Here is a 20426-nt window from a genome sequence, read left to right on the forward strand (position 1 = left end):
TGGAGGAGTCCTTCTTGGTTGAATCGTCGGACTGAGAGCTGGAGGGGAGGTCCTGGCCCTCGCGTGCAACGTCATCGGGTACACCCTCCGTGAGGGTGCGCAGGTGCCCGGAGCGTAGGTGCAACCGAATGTCCCCGACAAGACGTAGGGGCCCGAGCGCTGGACTCCAGGAGCAGTCAGGGGACCGAGCCCCCTCTACATCCTGCCGCCATGCCAGATGAACGGCGTGGTCAGGGTGGCCACGCGGAAGCCGAGCCGCTCCAGGATGGGCCGTGACTCCGGGCCCGCATCTACCGTGAGGTCCTGGTAGCCCAACGTTCGGGCCTGCTCGGCCCGGAGGGCCACCAGCACCTGGTAGATGCCTCGGCGGAGCCGGGTGCGCCGCGGGCGTAGAGCACACAATTGTCGTGCGGCTCCGCGCCCGGACCGACCACCCGGGTGATTCCCTCCGCGTACTCGACCAACACCCCCGGCTCGTTCAGGCGGAAATCGCGGCGGAGCTGGCGGTCATAGAGATCGAGGACGCGGGGAATGTCCATGCAGAGAAGGGCTCCTATCCGTGGGCCGCCTTGATGTTGCGGTAGTACTCGCGCAGGAACGGTACCCAATGCTTGCGATCGTTGTCGATCATGGGAACGAACTCCGGCGGAATCACGTAGTCGGACTCGAGGGCGTCATACACACTGGCCAGCGTGTTCCGGTACATGCGCTGGAAGGTGACGTGCCAGCCCACGCGCGGGATGGTCATCCGGTGCTCGTAGCCCACCGCCTCGTAGTGGCGGATGCCCTCCTCGATCGCCTCCTCGCGGGTGCGCGTGCAGATGGGCTGGCGCTCCGGGGCGAAGAGGTTCTCGTACAGCGGCTCGCGGCCGAGGATCCGCCGCGCCATGTCCTGCGCCAGCAGCGGGGACAGGTGCAGGCCGTCGCGGTACGTGCCCGTCAGCATCCACAGCCCGGACACCGAGGTGGGCCCGATCAGCGGGCACCCGTCGATACTCACCGGCCGGTTGCCCGAGTTCCACGTCACCAGCCGCGAGGACTGGTGCCCCTGGTGGAGCTGATCCATCGCGCACTCGAGCAGGAAGTACATGTCGCTCACGTTGGCGCGCTCGAACGGGCGGGGCGTGATGTGGTTGGTGGCGCCCACGTAGACGGTGCGCTCGGAGCGGGGTACCGCGTGCAGGCCGCAGGCGAAGGCGCGGTTGGGGGTGCGCACCACGTGCGGGGTGATGGGCACGTCCGCCTCCAGCAACACCGAGGTGCCGCCTCCCGCGAACAGCCGGGGAATGCGCCGCGCCAGGTCCGGGTGCTGATCCAACAGCCCCTGGGTGCCGATGCCCGCCGCCAGCACCACGTGCGAGCCGTTGAGCACCTCGCCTCCCAGCGTCTCCACACCCTCTACCTTGCCGTTGTTGATTCGCAGCGTCCTCACGCCGTCCTCCACCACGCGCAGGCGCTGCGAGCGCCCCGCCACCGCGCCGTACGCGGCCAGCAGGTGGCCGGAGTCAACGGTGCCCTCGCGCGGGATGAAGAGCGCGCGCAGCGGGCGGCTGTCCGCGGCCGGCTGGAGCCCGGGGATGGCGGCGGGATCCACCTCCTCCCACTTCTCCTCGTACTTGCGCAGCGTGGCGATGATGGCCGAGTAGTTCTCGTCCTCGATCTGCCCGGACAGGTTGTTGTTGATGACGAAGGTGCCGCGCTTGATCTCCAGCCGCTGCTCGGCCGGCAGCTCCGCGTTGAGGCCAGCCACCCACTCGTCCCACAGGTGCGAGGCGCGGACGGCCAGTTCCACCTTGGTGCGGCCATAGTGGCTGCGGATGAGCGGGGCCGTTATCTCGCCGAAGGTCCCGAGCATCGCGCCCGAGGCGGGCGAGGCGCCCGTCGGCCGGTGCGCCTGGCCCACCACCGCCACCTTCAGGGATGGGTCCGCCGAGATCAGGGCGCGCGCGGTCGCGTGCCCCAGCGCGCCATTGCCAACAATCACCACATCGAACGAGGACGACATGAAACGTCTCCTTGGAGTGCTGCTCTGGAGTGTTGCTCTGGAAGAAGGGGAACGGCCGCCGGCTCAGCCGCGCTTGCGCAGCGTGTACGCCCACACGCGGTGCGTGGTGCGGATGCCGTGATGGGGGGACTCGCGGAACGGAAGCTCGCTCCACTCCTGGAACTCGCACTCGAAGCCGGCCTGGCGCGCAATGGCCATCACCTCCGAGGGCGTGAACCACCCGGTGGGCGGCACCGAGCGGTGGATCATGGGGCCGTAGCTGACGAAGGTGCCGTTGGGCTCCAGCACCCGGTGCAGCTCCCGCACCAGCGCGGGGAACGGGACGCAGTCGCTGAAGTAGATGGAGATGACGGTGCGCTGCGACGCGTCCGCGACCGGCAGCCGGGTGGCGTCCGCCACGAAGTAGGCATCGTGCGTGCGCTCGCCGGCCGCCGCCGGCCGCTGGGCCACGAAGGGGGTCGCCACCACATCGGTCGCGATCGTGGGGAAGTGGATCTCCGCCAGCGGCACCGGCGCGCGCTGCACCCGGTGATACAGCGAGACGTACGTGTAGCAGAGATCGCAGCCCATCAGCCGCTCGAAGCGGGGCGCGAGATCGTAGTAGGCGCGGCCGGCACCGCCCCCCAGCAGCAGCGCGGGGCCTCCGCTGGAGAAGCGGTCCAGCATTCCGCCCACCTTCTCCATCACGGTGGCGCGCTGCGCGGCCATCTCCGGCGCGTCGGACCAGTCCGTCTGCACGAAGCCGAGGAGCTCCGGTCCGTAATCGGCCTGCCCGCTCGTGGGATCATGGGGCTCGCCACCCGCCGCGGCGTGCTCCTCTGGAGACTGCTGCGCGGCGATCTCCGCCCCGAGCGAGTCCGTCGTCTCCAGGTTGCGCAGCAGCGCCGAGTGGAGCGGCCGGAGCGTCGTCTCGCGCCACGGGTGCGCTGCCAGGGCCTCATCGATCATCCCCGCGAACCCGCGCCGCTCGCGGCCGAACCGCGCGAACTGCGTCAGGTTCTCCGCCAGGTACGGCTTGGGCTCCGGCACCAGCACGGGGAAGGCGCCGTTCTGCATCAGCGGGTAATGCTGCTCGCACCCCTGACAGCGGAGCGCGCCGGAGGCTTCGGCCAGAGGGGCGTGACAGCGGGGGCAGCGGAGATGGGCGAGGTAGCTGAGGGACATGGATGTCACGGGAGCGAGAGGAGGATACCGCCCGGGCGTGGGTTGGTGCAGGTACCGGGACGGAGCGTGAAGTACCTTGGCGAAGGGTGAAACCGGGCCTACTTCGCCTTCAGCTCGCGGCGCGGCCAGGCCCGCGGATCGTTGGCGGCCTCGACGATGGCGAGTGCCACCTCGCGCGGATTGCCCTTGGGCCTGGCGGCCAGCCCCTGCATCTCCGCCTCCAGGGCCTGCGTCATCGGGTGGTACGGCGAGGCCGGATTCAACGCGAGGGCCGGCAGCCGGCGGTTGCGCCGCAGGATGTTCGTCCCGGTGTAGCCACCCGGCTCCACGAGGACCACGTGGATGCCGAACGGCGCCAGCTCCTCGCGCAGCGACTCGCTCAGCGCGCTCACCGCCGCCTTGGACGCGCAGTAGGCGGAGTAGCCGGGGCCCGGATGGCGCCCGGAGAGCGAGGAGACGTTGATGAGGGTGCCCTCGCCGCGCTGGCGCATGGCGGGCAGCACCGCGCGCGTCACCGCCGCCAGGCCGAAGAAGTTCGTCTCGAACTGCTCGCGCAGCTCCGCCGAGGACACGTCCTCGAAGTAACCGTCCAGGGTGTAGCCCGCGTTGTTGACGAGCACGTCGATGCGGCCGGCGCTCCGCAGCGCCTCGTCCACCGCGCTGGAGATGGACGCCTCGTCCGTCACGTCCAACCGGAGCACCCGCACCTCGACGCCGGCCTCGCGCGCCGCCTCGTCGAGCTCGCCGCGGCGGGTGATGTCCCGCATGGTGGCGAAGACCGTATAGCCATTGCGCGCCAGCTCCACCGAGGTGAGCAGCCCGAAGCCGCTCGACGCGCCGGTGACGAGCGCCACCCGGCCGCTGCTTTTCGTATCCCGCTGCATCGTCTCGCTCATTATCATGCGCGAATGCCCCTTACCCGCATTCTCCTGCTCGGCGCCAACGGCGCGGTCGGGCGTGCGTTCTCCCGCCTGCTCGCTGGTGAAGGCCGGATTGTCGCCGGCGCGGATCTCGGCGAGACGCGCGCGGACGAGTCCATGTCCGAGTACCTGCGCGCCGACGTGAGCGCGCCCTCGCCGGAGCTGCTGCGCCAGGCAGCCGGCGCGGACTGCGTGCTGGCCGCCCTCCCGGAGCCCGCGATCCTCGCGGCGCTCGGCACCGTCGTCCCCGCGATGCGCCCCGGTTCTCTCTTCGTGGACACCAGCTCCGTGAAGTCGGAGATCGTGGAGCGCGCCGGGCGCGACGCGCGCGCGGTGGAGTTCCTCAGCATCAACCCGTTGTTCGCCCCCAGCGTCCCCTTCCGCGGGCAGAACGTCGCCGTGGTGGGCGAGCGCGGCGGGGAGAGGGCGCGCGAGTTCGTGGCGCTGATGGAGGGGTGGGGCGGCCGCGTGGTGCCCTTCACCGCCGAGGAGCACGACCGGTCCATGGCCTGCATCCAGACGGCCACCCACGCCGCGGTGCTCGCTTTCGGGCTGGCCCTCCGCGAGCTCGACTACCAGCCCCGGTGGATCTCCGATGCCACCACTCCGCCGCACCGGCTGCTGCTGGGGCTGCTCGCCCGCATCACCGGGGCCAACCCGGAGGTGTATTGGGAGATCCAACGGGCCAATCCGTTCGCCCCCGCCGCACGGGAAGCGCTGGCCGAGGGCCTGCGGAAGCTGGAGGGCGTGGTAGCGGACGAGCACGCGTTCCGCGAGATGTTCGCGCGGAGCGCGGAGCCGCTGGGGAGTGAGGCCCCGGTGCTGAGGGACCTGTGCGCCCGGCTGTTCGCCGTGCCGTTCAAGCCGGGCTAGACACCCAGTCCGCCGTCGATGTCCAGGCATCGGCCGTTGAAGTAGTCGCACTCGATGGAGAAGCGCAGGCCGGCGTAGATCTCCTCCGGCTCGCCCAGCCGTGCCATCGGCACGCGCGAGACGACGTCCTCCAGTGCTTCCTGGCTCATCACGCCGATGAGGCCGGTGCGCACGAAGCCCGGAGCGATGGCCACCACGCGGATGCCAAAGGGCGCCAGCTCCTGGGCCCATACCCGGCTGCTCACCGCCACGCCGGCCTTGGCCGCCGAGTAGTTGGCCTGTCCGACGATGCCGTGGCGGGAGATGGACGAGATGTTGATGATGATGCCGGGCCGCGTCTTCGACTCCACCATCGCCGCCGCCACCTCACGCGCCATGTAGAACGGCCCGGTGAGGTTCACGTCGAGCACCTTCTGCCACTGCTCGCGCGGCATCCGGAGGACCTCCTCGCGCCGCTCGTCCACCTTGAGCAGCCGCCCGTCGCGGGCAATGCCGGCGTTGTTCACCAGCCCGTTGAGTGGACCCAGCTCCGCCTGCGCCCGCCTCACCACCTCGCCCGTGTCCTCCGGGCGGGTGACGTCGGCCGAGTACGTCCGCAGCTTCCCCGGCAGGCCCTCCGCGTCGCGCGCCAGTGACGTCAGCCCGTCCGCGTTCAGGTCCACCGCCGCCACCGAGGCGCCCTCGCGGCACAGCGACAGGCAGAAGTGCCGCCCCAGCCCGCCCGCGGCGCCCGTCACCACCACCTTCAGCTCGCTCACCTTCATGTCCCGTTTCCTCCGGACTCCGACTTCTCGATCTCATCGAGCAGCATCATCTCGATGGTCAGCGCGATCTCCTCCACGGTGGGCGACTCGTACAGCGTCCGCAGCGGCACCTCCACCTGGAATGTCTTCTTCAGCCGCGTGACGAGCTGCGCGGCCAGCAGCGAGTGCCCGCCCAGCTCGAAGAAGTTGTCCCGCGTGCCCACGCGCGCCACGCGCAGCACCTCGGCGAACATCTTGGCCACCACCTCCTCGGTGGGGTTGGCGGCTTCCACGAAGGACTCGTCCCCGGCACGTTCGCTGCTGGGGGCGGGCAGCGCGCGGCGATCCACCTTGCCGTTGCTGGTGAGTGGCAGCGCGTCCAGGAAGACGAAGGTGGGCACCATGTAGTCCGGCAGCCGCTTGCGCAGTGACGCATGCAGCTCCGCCACCGCGGGGCGCTCACCCGCCGGCACCGCGTAGGCCACCAGGCGTTTGTCGCCCGGGGTGTCCTCGCGCACGATGACCACGCTGGTGCGCAGCGAGGGCTCACGCGCGAGCGCCGCCTCGATTTCTCCCAGCTCGATGCGGAAGCCGCGGATCTTCACCTGGAGATCCGCGCGGCCCTGGTACTCCACGTCCCCGTTGGACAGGAAGCGCGCCAGGTCCCCCGAGCGGTACAGCCGTGAGCCCGGCACGTCCGAGAAGGGATCCGGCACGAAGCGCTGCGCCGTCAGCTCGGGGCGATTCAGGTAGCCGCGTGCCAGGCCGGCACCGCCCACGTGGATCTCCCCGAACACGCCCACCGGCACGGGCTGGAGGTGCTCGTCGAGGATGTAGAGCCGCAGGTCGGGAATGGGCGCGCCGATGACGCTGGCGATCGGCTGGCGGATCTCCATCGCGGAGATGGGCCGGTAGGTGACGTGCACGGTCGTCTCGGTGATGCCGTACATGTTCACCAGGCGCGGCGCCCAGTCGTCATGGCGCTCGTACCAGCGCTTGAGCGAGCCCAGCTCCAGCGCCTCGCCGCCGAAGATGACCAGCCGCAAGGCCAGCGCCTGCAGCGGAGTGGAGGCCTCGTCCGCGGCGATCAGGTGTTGGAACGCCGAGGGCGTCTGGTTGAGCACCGTCACCTGCTCGCGGCACAGCAGCCCGTAGAAGTCCGAGGGCGAGCGCGCGACGTGCGCGGGCACCACCACCAGCCGGCCGCCGTGGAGCAGCGCGCCCCAGATCTCCCAGACGGAGAAGTCGAAGGCGAACGAGTGGAACAGCGTCCACACGTCGCGCTCGTCGAAGCGGAACCAGCGGCCGGTGGCATCGAACAGACGGACCACATTGCCATGGGTCACCGGCACACCCTTGGGCCTGCCAGTGGAGCCCGAGGTGTAGATGACGTAGGCGAGGTTCCCGGGCGAGGCCGCTGGGGCGGGGTTGTCCGCGGGGCCCGTGAAGGTGGCCTCGTCGTCCAGCAGCAGCACCTCCGGCGGCGGGCGGGAGAGCTGGCCGGTGAGCGCGCGCTGGGTGAGGAGCACCCGGGCACCGCTGTCCTCCAGCATCATCTCCACGCGATCGGGCGGGTAGGCCGGATCCAGCGGCACGTAGGCGCCACCGGCCTTGAGGATGGCGAGCAGTCCGACGACGGTGTCAGCCGAGCGCTCGGTGTACAGGCCCACCAGCGTGTCGGGGCCCACGCCCCGGTGGCGCAGCGCGTGCGCGAGCTGATTGGCGCGGCGGTTCAGCTCGTCGTAGCGGTAGCGCCGCTCGCCGTCCACCAGCGCGATGGCGGCGGGCGCGCTCTCCACCTGACGCTCGAAACGCTGGGGGAGGCCCTCGCGCGGCTCGAAATGGCGATTCGGGCCACTCCAGGCCAGCACCTGCCGGCGCTCCTCCTCGGAGAGCAGTGGCACCGCGTCCACCCGGGTCTCGGGCCGGGCCACCAGCACCTCCAGCAGGCTCCGAAGGTGGCCCGCCATCCGCGCGATGGTGGCCGCGTCGAAGAGGGCGGTGTTGTATTCCCAGTGGCCCACCAACCCCTCGGGGCCCTCCTTCATCCCGAGCGTGAGATCGTACTTGGCGCTGCCGCGGTCGATCTCCACCAGCTCCAGCTCCAGCCCCTCCAGCGCGAGCGCGGAGCGGTCGAAGTTCTTCAGGTCGAACATGACCTGGAAGATGGGCGTGCGGCTGAGATCCCGCGGGGGCTGTAGCTCGGCCACCAGCCGCTCGAAGGGGATGTCTTGGTGGGCGTAGGCGCCCAGGAGGCCCGTGCGCACGCGGCCCAGCAGCTCCAGGAAGCCAGGCGAGCCGGACAGGTCGGTGCGCACCGCCAGCACGTTGATGAAGCAGCCGATGAGCTTTTCCATGGCCGCGCGCGTGCGGTTGGCCACCGAGATGCCCACCACCACGTCCGACTGCCGCGCGTAGCGGGACAGCAGCACGTTGAAGGCCGCGAACAACGTCATGAAGGGCGTGACGCCCGAGCGGCGGCTGAGCTCGCGCACGCCGTCCCATAGCTCCGGGGAGAGGACGAACGTGGCCTCCGCTCCGTGGAACGTCTGCACGGGCGGGCGGCGGTGCGTGGTGGGCAGGTCCAGGAAGGGTTGGGCCCCGGTGAGGTGCTCCTTCCAGTACTGGAGCTGGCTGGCGAGCTGCTCGCCCCCCAGCCACTGGCGCTGCCAGTGCGCGAAGTCACCGTACTGCAGTGCCATCGGTTCCAGCGCCGCCTCCACGCCGGAGCGCTGAGCGTCGTAGAGCGCCGCCACCTCGCGGACGAAGAGCTCGATGGACCAGCCGTCCGAGATGATGTGGTGCATGCAGACGCACAGGACGTGCTGCTCCTCCTCGCAGCTCAGCAGCGTCAGCCGCAGCAGCGGCGCGCGGGTGAGGTCGAACGGGCGGCACGCCTCCTCGCGCATCCGCGCTTCCACCTCGGCCTCGCGCCGCTCGGACGGAACGCCGCTCAGGTCCACCACCGGCAGCGGAACGTGCGCCTGGGGCTCCACCACTTGAACCGGGCGCTCGTCCACCTGGATGAAGCGGCTGCGCAGCACCTCGTGGCGCCGCACCACGCCCTGGATGGCCCGCTCCAGCGCGGCCGAATCCAGCCGCCCGCGCATCCGCACCGCGCCGCCCAGGTTGAAGACGGCGGTGTCCGGGACGAGCTGCTCCAGGAACCACAGCCGCTCCTGCGAGAAGGACAGCGGCGCATGGCCTTCCGGACGCGCCACCGGCAGTAGCGGCAGATCCGCCGCCCGGCGCAGGCCGCGAGACAGTTCCTCCACCCGCGCGGAGAAGCGCGAGAGGGTGGGCGCTTCGAACAGCGCGCGCAGCGGTACCTCCACGCCGAGCGCGTCACGCAGCCGTGCCACCACCTGCGTCGCCATCAGCGAGTGGCCGCCCAGGTCGAAGAAGCCCTGCTCCACGCCGATGTGCTCGTGGCCCAGCACGGCGCTCCACACGCCCGCCACCAGCACCTCCATGGGTGTGCGCGGCGGGGTGAGCGGGCCCGCGGGGGAGTGCGGCTCCATGGCCTGGAGTGCGCGCCGGTCCAGCTTGCCGTTGACGCTCTTCGGCATCTCCGCCAGGAACATGAACGCCGCTGGCACCATGTACGGAGGCAGCCGCGCCTCCAGGTGGGACCGCAGCTCGCCCACGTCCGGCGCCGTGCCCGCGGGCACCACGTACGCCGCCAGGATGGGCTCTCCCGCCTGGTTCGGACGCACCAGCACCACCGCCTCGGTCACGGACGGATGCTCCGCGAGCGCCAGGTCGATCTCTCCCAGCTCGATGCGCAATCCGCGCAGCTTCACCTGATGGTCCGCGCGGCCGAGGAACTCGATGTTCCCGTCCGGCAGGTAGCGGGCACGATCGCCCGTCAGGTACAGCCGGGCACCGGGCTCGGTGGCGTGCGGATCCGGGATGAAGCGTTCCGCCGTCAGGTCCGGACGGCCCACGTAGCCGCGCGCAAGCGCAACGCCGCCGATGTACAGGTCGCCCGGCACTCCGGCGGGCACCGGCTCGAGCGCACCGTCGAGGATGTACATCCCCACATTGGAGATGGGCTTGCCGATGGGGACGTTGGCGCGGCGGTCACCGGGATGGCACTGCCAGGCGGTGACATCCACCGCCGCCTCGGTGGGGCCGTACAGGTTGTGCAGCTCCGCGCCCAGCCGCTGGTGGAAGCGCTCCGTCAGATCCGCGGGCAGCGCCTCGCCGCTGCAGATGACGCCCCGCAGGCCGGCACACCGGGCCGCCTCGGGCTCGTCGAGGAACACGCGCAGCATGGAGGGCACGAAGTGCGTGAGGGTGATGCCGTCGCACGCGATGATCCGTGCCAGCTCGCGGCTGTCCTGGTGCGCACCGGGAGGGGCGATCACCAGCCGTGCGCCCACCATCAGCGGCCAGATCAGCTCCCAGACGGAGACGTCGAAGCTGAAGGGCGTCTTCTGGAGGACGCGGTCCTCCGGGGTCAGCCCGTGGCGCGCCTGGGCCCACTCGAGCCGGTTCTTGATGGCGCGGTGGTTGTTCATCGCGCCCTTGGGCTGGCCGGTGGAGCCGGAGGTGAAGATGACGTACGCCAGATTGTCGCCGTGGAGCCTCACCTCGGGCGCGTGCGCGGGCCAGGCGGAGAGCCGCGCCGCGTCCGCGTCCAGCCGCACCACCGGGACACCCGGCGCGTCCAGCCCCGGTGCCAGCTTCTCCTGCGTCAGCAGCGCGCGCATGCCGGCGCTCCGGCGCATGTGGTCGAGCCGGTCCTTCGGGTACGACGGATCCAACGGCACGTAGGCCGCGCCGGCCTTCAGCGTGCCGAGGATGCCCACCAGCAACTCCAGGGAGCGCTCGAGGAACAGACCCACCCGGTCCTCCTCGCGCACGCCCAGCGAGCGCAGGTGGTGGGCGAGCCGGTTCGCTCGCTCGTCCAGCTCGCGGTAGGTGAGGTGGGTTCCCTCGAACTGGAGGGCCACCGCGTCCGGCGTGCGCGCCGCCTGGGCGGCGATGCGCTCGTGGATCCACCCCTGGCCGGCCTCGGGCGCGGCGGTGGCGTTCCAGTCGCGCAGCAGCGTGCGGCGCTCCGCCCCTCGCACCATCGCGAGACGGTCCAGCGGTGCGTCGGGCGTGCGAGTGACCTCCTCCAGCAGCGCGAGGAAGTGGCCCACCATCCGGTCGATGGTGGAGTCGTCGAACAGGTCGGTGTTGTACTCCAGCCGGCCGGAGAGCTCGCCGTCCACCGTGTCGAGGTCCAGCGAGAGATCGAACTGGGCGGCGCCGGTGTCCACGACAGGGGAGGGGCGCATGCGCACCTGTCCCAGGCGGACGTCGCGCACCGGCGAGGAGTCCAGGGTGAACATCACCTGGAACAGCGGTGAGCGGCTGGTGTCGCGCGTTGGATTGAGTGCCTCCACCAGCTTGCCGAAGGGCAGGGTGCGGTGGCTGTAGGCGCCCAGGGCGGACTCGCGCACGCGCGAGAGGAGCTGGCGGAAGCCAGGCGTGCCGGAGAGGTCCGTGCGCAGCACCAGCGTGTTGACGAAGAAGCCGACCAGCCCCTCCGTGCCAACGTGGTCCCGTCCCGCGACCGGCGTGCCGACGCACACGTCCCGCTGGCCGCTGTAACGCGATAGCAGCACGTTGAAGGCGGCGAGCGCCGTCATGAACAGGGTGGCACCCTCACGCCGGCCCAGCGCCTCGAGCGCGGTAGTGAGCGCAGCGGGCACTCGCACCGGCCGGAAGGCGCCACGGTAGCGGAGCACCGCGGGCCGGGGTCTGTCCGTGGGCAGATCGATGGAGGCTGGTGCCCCCGCGAGCCGCTCCTTCCAGTAGCGCAGCTCCGTGTCGAGTGCCTCGCCCTGGAGCCAGTCGCGCTGCCAGCGCGGGAAGTCCGAATACCGCAGCGGCAGCTCCGGCAGGGGCGACGGCGCGCCGCGTGTGAAGGCCTCGTAGAGCGCGGCCAGCTCGCGCACGATGACGCCCAGCGACCACCCGTCCGAGACGATGTGGTGCATGGTGACGGCGAGCAGGTGTTCCTCCGCACCCACGCGGAAGAGGCGGGCGCGCAGCAGTGGACCCTCGTCCAGCTTGAACGGGCGGCGCAACTCCTCGCCAGCGGCGCGTTCGGCCTCGTCGCGTGGCAGCTCCACCACCGGCAGCTCGAGCGGCACGTGCGGACGCACCACCTGGGCGGGCCGGCCCTGCTGCTCCACGAAGAAGGCGCGGAGCACCTCGTGGCGCCGCAGCACCTCGGAGAGGGCGCGCTCCAGCGCCGGGACATCCAGTGCTCCATCCAGCCGGACGACGGCCGGCATGTTGTACGAGGTGCTGTCCGGCTCCAGCCGGTCCAGGAACCACAGCCGTTCCTGCGCGAAGGACAGCGGCGTGGGCCCGTTCGCGGGGCGTGCCTCCAGTGGCGGCAGCGCCGTGCCCGCGCGGGAGCGCAGCGCGGTGTCCACCGCCTCGGCCTGCCGCTCCAGCGTCTGCTCCTGGAACAGCACCCGCACCGGGAGCTGCACGCCCAACATCTGCTGCACGCGGGTGAGCACCCGGATGGCCAGCAGGGAGTGGCCGCCCCGCTCGAAGAAGTTGTCCGTGCGCCGCACCGGGCCGCACTCGAGCACCTCGCTCCAGATGGCGGCGAGCGTCTGTTCCGTCGGCGTGCGGAACGCCTCGGGAGTGCTGTCATCCGGCGTGGCGGCGGGAGCGGGCAGCCGGCGGCGGTCCACCTTGCCGTTGGGCGACAGCGGCAACGCGTCCAGCCACACGAACGCACCCGGCACCATGTAGTCGGGGAGGTTGCGGCGCAGAGCCGCGGACAGCTCGGTTGCCGCGCGCGGAGTTCCCTCGGGCGTCACGTACGCCACCAGCCGCTTCGCTCCGGGGCGATCCTCCCGCGCCACCACCACCGCGGCGCCCACGCCCGGCTGCGCACGCAGCGCCGCCTCGATCTCTCCCAGCTCCACGCGGAAGCCGCGGATCTTCACCTGCTGATCGATGCGGCCGAGGAACTCCACCGCGCCGTCACGCAGCTGGCGCACCAGGTCTCCGGTGCGGTACAGCCGCGCCCCCGGCTCGGTGGAGAACGGATCCGGCACGAAGCGCTCGGCGGTGGCATCGGGACGCGCGCCATAACCACGCGCCACGCCCCGGCCGCCGATGTACAGCTCGCCCGGCACGAGCGGCGGCACCGGGTTCATCCAGCGATCCAGGACGTAGAGCCGCGTGTCCGGATTGGGCCGCCCGATGGGCACCGTGGCGGAACCCGGCCGCGCGCCGTCCACCTGGTACGTGGTGACGCCCACCGTGGTCTCGGTGGGGCCGTAGTGGTTGAACACCACGAGCCCCGGGGCCAGCGCGCGCACGCGCTCCACCAGCTCCCACGGGAAGGGCTCACCGCCGAGCACCAGCCGGGCGCGCGGCAGCACGTCCCTCGCGTCCTCCGCGCCCAGCAGCGCCTCCAGGTGCGAGGGGACGATCTTCAGCACGTCCACCGGGTGCTCGCGCAGGTACGCGGCGAGCGCGCGCGGATCCCTCGCCCGCTCCTCGGAAATGAGGTGCAGGCAGCCGCCGGTGCACAGCGAGGGGTACAGCGAGGTGTGGCCGAGGTCCGCCGCGAGGGTGGAGATGAGGCCGTAGGAGGCGCCCTCGGGCAGGCCCAGCCGCTCCACGATGCCCCGCACGTAGTGGATGATCTGCCGGTGCTCCACGGCGACGCCCTTGGGACGGCCGGTGGAACCGGAGGTGTAGATGACGTAGGCGAGGCCCTGCTCGGAGGGCGGGGTCCGCGGCTCCACCGGGCTGGACGCCGGGAGTGGCCGGTCCAGCCACAGCACGTGACGGGCGGGCGGCAGCGCGCCGGCCTGGCGCGACTCGGTGACGAGCACCTCCGCGCCCGAGTCCTCCAGCATGTACGCGAGCCGTTCACGTGGGAGCGCCGGGTCGAGCGGCACGTATGCGGCGCCCGCCTTCAGCACGCCCAGCAGGCCCACGATTGCCTCCGCCGAGCGCCCGACGCACAGGCCCACGCGTGCGTCCGGGCCCACGCCCAGCCCACGCAGCGCCCGCGCCAGCTCGTCCGCGCGCGCGTCTAGCTCGCGGTAGCTGAGCGATCTACCCTCGAACGTCACCGCCGGTGCGTCCGGAGTGCGCGCCGCCTGTGCCTCGAAGAGGCCGGCCACGGTACCCTCGGGGGCCCGCCCGTGCGTGGTGGCGTTCCAATCCACCATCACCTGGCGCCGCTCCTCATCCGGGAGCAGCGGCAGCGCCGACAGACGGGTGTCCGGAGCCGCCGCCACGCCCGCCAGCAGCGCGGTCAGGTGGCGCGCCATGCCCTCCACGGTTTCCCGCTCGAACAGGTCGGTGCTGTAGGTGAGCACGCCATACAGGCCGTCGCCCTCCTCGCGCAGCTCGAGCGTCAGGTCCAGCTTTGCCCCGCGCTCCAGCTCCTCGATGGACAGCGACAGGCCGGGCAGCGAGAAGGACTCCTCCGCGTAGTTGAGGAAGGCGAAGCCCACCTGCACCACCGGGCTGAAGCTGGAGTCGCGCGCGGGCGCGAGTGCGTCCACCACCTGCTCGAAGGGGACGTCCTGGTGGGCGAACGCGCCCAGCGCGCGCTGCTTCACCCGCGCCAGCGCCTCACGGAAGGTGGGGTTGCCGCCCAGGTCCGCGCGCAGCGCGAGCTGGTTGATGAAGAAGCCGATCAGCCCCTCCAGCTCCACGCCGCGGCGGCCCGCGATGGGTGTGCCCACTACCACGTCGTCCTGGCCCGAGTACCGCGCCAGCAGCGCCTGGTAGCCGGCCAGCAGCGTCATGAACAGCGTGGCGCCTTCACGGCGCGCCAACTCCCGCAGGCCGCGCGTCACCGGGGCCGGCACGCGGAAGGTGGCGGTGGAGCCCCGGCTCGTCCGTACCGGTGGCCGCGGGCGATCCGAGGGAAGGGGGAGCACGTCGGGCGCGCCAGCGAGCTCGCGCTTCCAGAAGGCGAGCTGCCGTTCCAGCTCTCCGCCGGACAGCCAGCGGCGCTGCCACGCGGCGAAGTCGCCGTACTGCAGCGCCGGCTCCGGCAGCGGCGAGGGCTTTCCCTCCAGGAACGCGCCATAGAGCGCCGCCAGCTCACGTACGAACAGCTCGGTGGACCAGCCGTCCGTGGTGATGTGGTGCATCGCGATGAGCAGCACGTGCTCGCGTTCGTCCAGCTCCAGCAGCCGCAAGCGCAGCATCGGCGCGGTGCCCAGATCGAACGGGCGGACCGCCTCCTCACGCGCCAGCCGCGACACCTCCGCCTCGCGCTCGCCCGGCGGCAGTCCGCGCAGGTCGAGCGTGGGAACCTCCACTCCCACCTCGGGAGCCACCACCGCCACCGGGCGGCCTTGCTCCTCGCGGAAGTACGTGCGGAGCGCCTCGTGGCGGCGCACCACCTCGCGGATGCCGCGCACCAGCGCCTCGCGATCCAGGCTCCCGCGCAGGTGCACCGCGCCGGCCAGGTTGTACGCGGTGTTTCCCGGCTCCAGCCGGTCCACGAACCACAGCCGCTCCTGGCCGAAGGAGAGCTCACGCCGGTCTCCATCGCGCGGCCCCCGCTCGACGGGCGGCACCGCGGACCCCAGCGCCTCCGAGGCGCGGCGCGCCAGCCCGGCGATGGTGGGCTCCTCGAACAGCGTCCGCAGCGGCAATTCCACGCCCAGCGCCACCCGCACGCGCGCCGCGAGCCGCGTGGCCAGCAGCGAGTGCCCGCCCAGCTCGAAGAAGTCGTCCTCCACTCCGGCGCGCTCCACTCCCAGCAGCTCGCGCCAGATGCCGGCGAGGATCTCCTCCACCGGCGTTCGCGGCGCCACATAGGCGCGCTCGGGCTCCACGGTGATGGTGGGCGCGGGCAGGGCGCGGCGGTCCAGCTTTCCGTTGGTGGTGAGTGGCAGCGACGCGAGGAACGCGTACGCGCCCGGCACCATGTGGTCTGGCAGCACCTGCTCGAGCTGCTGCCGCAGCTCCGCCGCATCGAGCGTGGCCCCGGCGGCCGGTACCACGTAGGCGGCCAGAATGGGGCCGCGTGCCCCGTCCTCGCGCAGCACGACGGCGGCCTCGGTCACCCCAGCACACCGGCGCAGCGCCGCCGCGATCTCGGCGGGCTCGGTGCGGATGCCGCGGATCTTCACCTGCTCGTCCACGCGGCCGAGGAACTCCAGCCGGCCGTCGCGCGTGTAGCGCAGCAGATCTCCCGAGCGGTACATGCGCGCACCCGGCTCGTAGGAGAACGGATCCGGCAGGAAGCGCTCGGCGGTGAGGTCCGGCCGGCCGAAGTAGCCGCGGCCCATGCCCTCGCCCGCGATGTACGCCTCGCCGGGCACACCCTCGGGCACTGGCTCCAGCGTCTCGTCCAGCAGGTAGAGCCGCGTGTTCTGCACGGGCCGGCCCAGAGGCGGCTCGCCCCCGGGCATGCACTCGGCGGTGGTCACCTCGATGGTCGTCTCGGTCTGGCCGTAGACGTTGATGAACCTCCGGCCCGGTTGCCAACGCGCGACGATGTCCGCCGTGCAGAGCTCGCCGCCGGTGATGACCGCCTCCAGATCCGGCAGCCCGTCCGACGGCAGCAGCGCCAGCACGGACGCCGTCTCGTTGAGCGCGGTGATGCGCTGCTCGCGCAGGAGCCGCACCAGCTCGGGGCCGGGCAGCAACGTCTCGCGAGGCGCCAGGTACAGCGTCGCCCCGGACAGCAGCGCGACGAAGATCTCCTCCACCGAGGTGTCGAAGGTCAGGGAGGCGCCCTGGAGGATGCGCTTGTCCGGACCGCCGTAGGCGCGCGCCATCACCTCCATCAGGTTGGCCACGCCGCGCAGGGGCACCATCACGCCCTTGGGCGCGCCAGTGGAGCCGGACGTGTACATGACGTAGGCGAGGTTCTCGCCCACGGTGCCGGGTGCCAGGCGCGAGGCCGGGCGTTGCGCGAGGCGAGCCTGATCCGCCTCCGCATCCATCCGCAGCACGCGGGGATGCGAAGCGGTGGCGGCCGCCAGCGCCTGTTGCGTGAGCACCACCGCAGCGCCGCTGTCCGCCAGCATGGACGCGAGCCGGCTGGCCGGGTGCGATGGATCCAACGGTACGTAGGCGCCGCCGGCCTTCATCACGCCGAGGATACCCACCACCGTCTCGAGGGATGGTTCCAGCAGCAGCGCCACGAGCACGTCGGGGCCCACGCCCTGGGCGCGCAGCTCGTGGGCGAGCCGGTTGGCGCGCTCGTCCAGCTCCCGGTAGTTCAGGCGCTTGTCCTGGAACACCAGCGCGGGCGCGTCGGGCGTGCGATCCACCTGCTCCTCGAAGCGGCGCGTCAGCGTCAGGCCGGGCTGGAGGGGCGTGCGCGGCCCGGCCCAGGTGTCGAGCAACCGGCGTTTGTCACCCTCGCGCAACAGCGGCAACTTGCTGATGGGCGAGTCGGGGTCGCGCACCGCCGCCTCCAGCAGGGTGACGAACTGGCTCATCATCCGGTCGATGGTGGCCGCGTCGAACAGGTCGGCGCTGTACTCCACCGCGCCGCGGATGCCCTCGCCGGCTGGCTCCAGGTCCACGGCGAGGTCGAACTGCGCCGCGCCGGTGTCCGTCTCCAGCCGCCGGGCCTCCACGTCGCCCAGCTTGAGCTCCGGCAGGCGCACGTTCTCGTACGAGAGCATCACCTGCACCAGCGGCATGCGGCCCGGCATGCGCGGCGCTCCGACGGCTTCCACCACACGCTCGAAAGGCGCGTCCTGGTTCGCCATGGCGCCCAGCACCGCGCCGCGCGCACGTCCCAGCAGCTCGCGGAAGGTGGGGTCACCGGAGAGGTCCACGCGGCACGCCACCGTGTTGACGAAGAGGCCGATGAGCTTGTCCGACTGCGCGCGGGCGCGGTTGGCCACCGGAGCGCCCACCACCACGTCGGTCTGCCGGGTATAGCGCGACAGCAGCACGTCGAAAGCGGCCAGCAGCGTGACATACGGCGTGACGGCGGCACGGCGGCCCAGCCCCTGGAGGGCGTCCGTCACGAAGGCCGGAATCTTGAACGTCCGCCTGCCGCCGCGCCGGGTGGCCGCCAGAGGGCGGGGGCGATCCGTGGGAAGCTCCAGCACCGCCGGGACTCCGCGGAGCTGCTCCCGCCAGAACGCGAGTTGCCGCTCCAGCAGCCCGCCCTCCAACCGCCGTCGCTGCCACGACGTCACGTCCGTGTACTGGAGGCGCGGCTCGGGCAGCGGAGAGGCGGCGCCCACGGCGAACGCCGTGTAGAGCGCGGACAGCTCGCGCAGCAGCACGCCCATGGACCAGCCGTCGCAGGCGATGTGGTGCAGCGTGAGGACGAGCGCGTGATCCTCCGCCGACAACCGCAGCAGCCGGGCCCTCAGCAGCGGTCCGTGCTCCAGGTCGAACGCCCGCCGCGCATCCTCGCGCACGTGCCGTTCCACCTCGGCCTCGCGCTCGCGGGGCGTCAGGTGCTCCAGGCTCTCCAGCGGCAACTCGAAGTTCCCCGCGGGCTGGAGGTGGCCCACCGAGTGGCCCTCCACCACGCGCACGGTGGTACGCAGCGCCTCGTGCCGCCGAAGCACCTCGCCCAGTGCGCGCCCCAAGGCGGCCGCGTCCAGCCGCCCCTTCAGGTGCAGCGAGGCGGGCACGTTGTAGAGCGAGCCCCCCGGCTCGAGTTGATCCGCGAAGAACATCCGCTCCTGTGCGAACGACAACGCGCGCTCGGAGGTGGCCTCGCGGTGGGTGAGTGCCGGCTCCTCGGCTCGCGCCGCCTTCGCCGCCTGGAGCTCCCGCGCGAGCGCGTCCAGGCTCGGCGCCTGGAGCAGCGCCGCCGCTGGCAGCGTCACGCCATGGTCCTCATCCAGCCGGTGCTGCACGTCCACCGCGGCGAGCGAGTCCAGGCCGAGCGCCGCGGGCGCTAGATCCGTGCGGACCTGGGCGGCGGGCATGCGCAGCGCGGTGGCGAGCACCTCGCGCAGGTAGGCGACGAAATCCGTGGTGTCCGCCTTCGTCTCGGCGGGGGCGGCTGCGGTGCGCGGCAGGGTGGAGGTGGCGAGCGCGGGCAGGGTACCGGCGAGGAAGCCCGCGCGGCACTCGCGGCGCTGGATCTTGCCGCTGGAGGTCTTGGGGATGGAGCCGGGCGGTAGCAGCACCACCGCGTGCGCGGTGAGGTCGTGTCCGCGGGCCACCGCGTCTCGCAGGGCGGCGCCGAGGGCGTCGGTGTCCGGCTCTCGGCGCGTGTCCACCTCCGCCACGAGGACGAGCTGCTCCTCGCCATTCGCATCCACCGCGAAGGCGGCGCCGCAGCCGGGGCGCACCGCCGGGTGGGCGCGCTCCATCGTCAGCTCGATGTCCTGAGGGTAGTGGTTCGCGCCGCGGATGATGATGAGGTCCTTGAGCCGGCCGGTGACGAACAGCTCGCCGTCGTCGAGGAAACCCAGGTCCCCGGTGCGCAGGTACGGGCCATCGCCGCCGGGCAGGGTGGCGCGGAAGGCCGCCTCGGTCTCCTGTGGCCGGTTCCAGTAGCCCTGGGCCACGTGCGGGCCCGCGACCCAGATCTCCCCCACCTTGCCCGGCGCGCAGGACGCGAGCGTGGTGGGGTCCACGATGGCAATGCGCTCGCTCGGGAGCGCCTGGCCACAGCCCACCAGCGGCTGCGCGTCCGGCCCGCTCGAGGGCACGGCGCTGTCACGCGCCAGCGCGCGGGTGTCGAAACCACGGACCAGGGGCGGCTCCGCCTTGCGGCCACCACTGACGATGAGGGTGGCCTCGGCCAGGCCGTAGCAGGGGTAGAACGCCTCTCGGCGGAAGCCGCACGGTCCGAACGCCTCCACGAAGCGATCCAGCGTGTCGCGGCGCACCGGCTCCGCGCCGGAGAAGGCCAGCGTCCAGCTGCGCAGGTCCAGTGTCTCCCGCTCGGCGGGGGAGATCTTCCGCACGCACAGGTCGTAGGCGAAGTTGGGTCCGCCACTGGTGGTGGCGCGGTAGGTGGAGATGGCCTGGAGCCAGCGCAGTGGCTTCTGCAGGAAGTCCATCGGCGACATCAGGACGCAGGGAACGCCCAGGTACAGCGGCTGGAGCATGTTCCCGATGAGTCCCATGTCGTGGTACAGCGGCAGCCAGCCCACGACGATGGAGCGCTCGTCGTGCTCGAACGCGGACTGGATCATCCGCTCGTTCTCCAGCAGGTTGCCGTGCGTCAGCATGACGCCCTTGGGCGTGCTGGTGGAGCCGGAGGTGTACTGGAGGAAGGCGAGCGTGGAGCGGTCCAGCCCCGGCGCGCGCCAGGCGTCCTCTCCGCTCGCGGAGACCTCGTCGGTGGCCACCCAGTTGAGCGCGCGCAGTTCGGGCGCCTCGGCGAACACCATCTCGGAGAAGTCGAGGATGGCCCGCGTCGTGAGCGCCACCCGGGTGCGCGAGTCGGAGATGATGGCCTGCAACCGCGGCAGGGTGCGGCCCAGCCGCATGGGGTCCGGCGGATACGCGGGCACGGCCATGGCGCCCGCGTAGAGGCAGCCCCAGAAGGCGGCCACGTACTCCAACCCCGGCGGGAACAGCAGCAGCGCGCGCTCGCCGGCGGCACCTGCCGCCTGGAGGTTCGCGGCGATGGCGCGTGCCCGCCGGTCCAGCTCGGCGTAGGTGAGGGAGACGGCCTCCGACTCGCCGTCCATCAGGAACGTGTACGCGGTGCGATCGGGGGTCTGGGAGGCGCGGGTCCGGAGGATGTCGACGAGGGTGGAGAAGGGGGTCATCGGA

At 71.8% G+C, this 20426-nt stretch carries 7 protein-coding genes; 1 reads left to right on the forward strand and 6 read right to left on the reverse strand.

All coding sequences use genetic code 11. The features are described from left to right. Nucleotides 1–195: 195 nt before the first annotated feature. From BO221_RS54460 to BO221_RS45240, 4 genes are all read right to left on the reverse strand, one after another. Nucleotides 196–402: a hypothetical protein gene (locus tag BO221_RS54460; RefSeq protein ID WP_143196058.1), complete on the reverse strand. Its 207-nt coding sequence runs from the start codon at nucleotides 400–402 to the stop codon at nucleotides 196–198. Between the two features lie 151 nt (nucleotides 403–553). After that, on the reverse strand, nucleotides 554–2005 hold the full coding sequence (locus tag BO221_RS45230) for an FAD-binding oxidoreductase (RefSeq protein WP_073567139.1): 1452 nt from the start codon (nucleotides 2003–2005) through the stop codon (nucleotides 554–556). Nucleotides 2006–2068: 63 nt separating this feature from the next. Next, nucleotides 2069–3061, reverse strand: a complete 993-nt coding sequence (locus BO221_RS45235) for a class I SAM-dependent methyltransferase (protein ID WP_073567140.1) — start codon at nucleotides 3059–3061, stop codon at nucleotides 2069–2071. Nucleotides 3062–3267: 206 nt separating this feature from the next. After that, the gene (locus tag BO221_RS45240) at nucleotides 3268–4071 is read right to left on the reverse strand and encodes an SDR family NAD(P)-dependent oxidoreductase (RefSeq protein WP_198956316.1); all 804 of its coding nucleotides are present in this window, start codon (nucleotides 4069–4071) and stop codon (nucleotides 3268–3270) included. 6 nt (nucleotides 4072–4077) lie between these two features. Between BO221_RS45240 and BO221_RS45245 the strand changes: the two genes are divergently transcribed. After that, on the forward strand, nucleotides 4078–4962 hold the full coding sequence (locus tag BO221_RS45245) for a prephenate dehydrogenase dimerization domain-containing protein (protein ID WP_073567142.1): 885 nt from the start codon (nucleotides 4078–4080) through the stop codon (nucleotides 4960–4962). Here the strand turns inward: BO221_RS45245 and BO221_RS45250 are convergent. Together BO221_RS45250 and BO221_RS45255 are read right to left on the reverse strand one after the other, a co-directional pair. After that, a complete protein-coding gene (locus tag BO221_RS45250; RefSeq protein WP_073567143.1) occupies nucleotides 4959–5726 on the reverse strand; it encodes an SDR family NAD(P)-dependent oxidoreductase in 768 nt (255 codons plus the stop codon). The genes BO221_RS45245 and BO221_RS45250 overlap by 4 nt on opposite strands. Further along, the gene (locus BO221_RS45255) at nucleotides 5723–20422 is read right to left on the reverse strand and encodes a non-ribosomal peptide synthetase (RefSeq protein ID WP_073567144.1); all 14700 of its coding nucleotides are present in this window, start codon (nucleotides 20420–20422) and stop codon (nucleotides 5723–5725) included. Before BO221_RS45255 ends, BO221_RS45250 begins: the two co-directional genes overlap by 4 nt. Nucleotides 20423–20426 lie beyond the last annotated feature (4 nt).

This window comes from Archangium sp. Cb G35, assembly GCF_001896145.1.
Lineage (GTDB): Bacteria > Myxococcota > Myxococcia > Myxococcales > Myxococcaceae > Archangium > Archangium violaceum.

Coding starts and splice junctions, on each gene's coding strand:
- BO221_RS45230 (WP_073567139.1), bottom strand. CDS start 2,005: ATGTCGTCCTCGTTCGATGTGGTGATTGTTGGCAATGGCGCGCTGGGG.
- BO221_RS45235 (WP_073567140.1), bottom strand. CDS start 3,061: ATGCAGAACGGCGCCTTCCCCGTGCTGGTGCCGGAGCCCAAGCCGTAC.
- BO221_RS45240 (WP_198956316.1), bottom strand. CDS start 4,071: ATGATAATGAGCGAGACGATGCAGCGGGATACGAAAAGCAGCGGCCGG.
- BO221_RS45245 (WP_073567142.1), top strand. CDS start 4,078: ATGCCCCTTACCCGCATTCTCCTGCTCGGCGCCAACGGCGCGGTCGGG.
- BO221_RS45250 (WP_073567143.1), bottom strand. CDS start 5,726: ATGAAGGTGAGCGAGCTGAAGGTGGTGGTGACGGGCGCCGCGGGCGGG.
- BO221_RS45255 (WP_073567144.1), bottom strand. CDS start 20,422: ATGACCCCCTTCTCCACCCTCGTCGACATCCTCCGGACCCGCGCCTCC.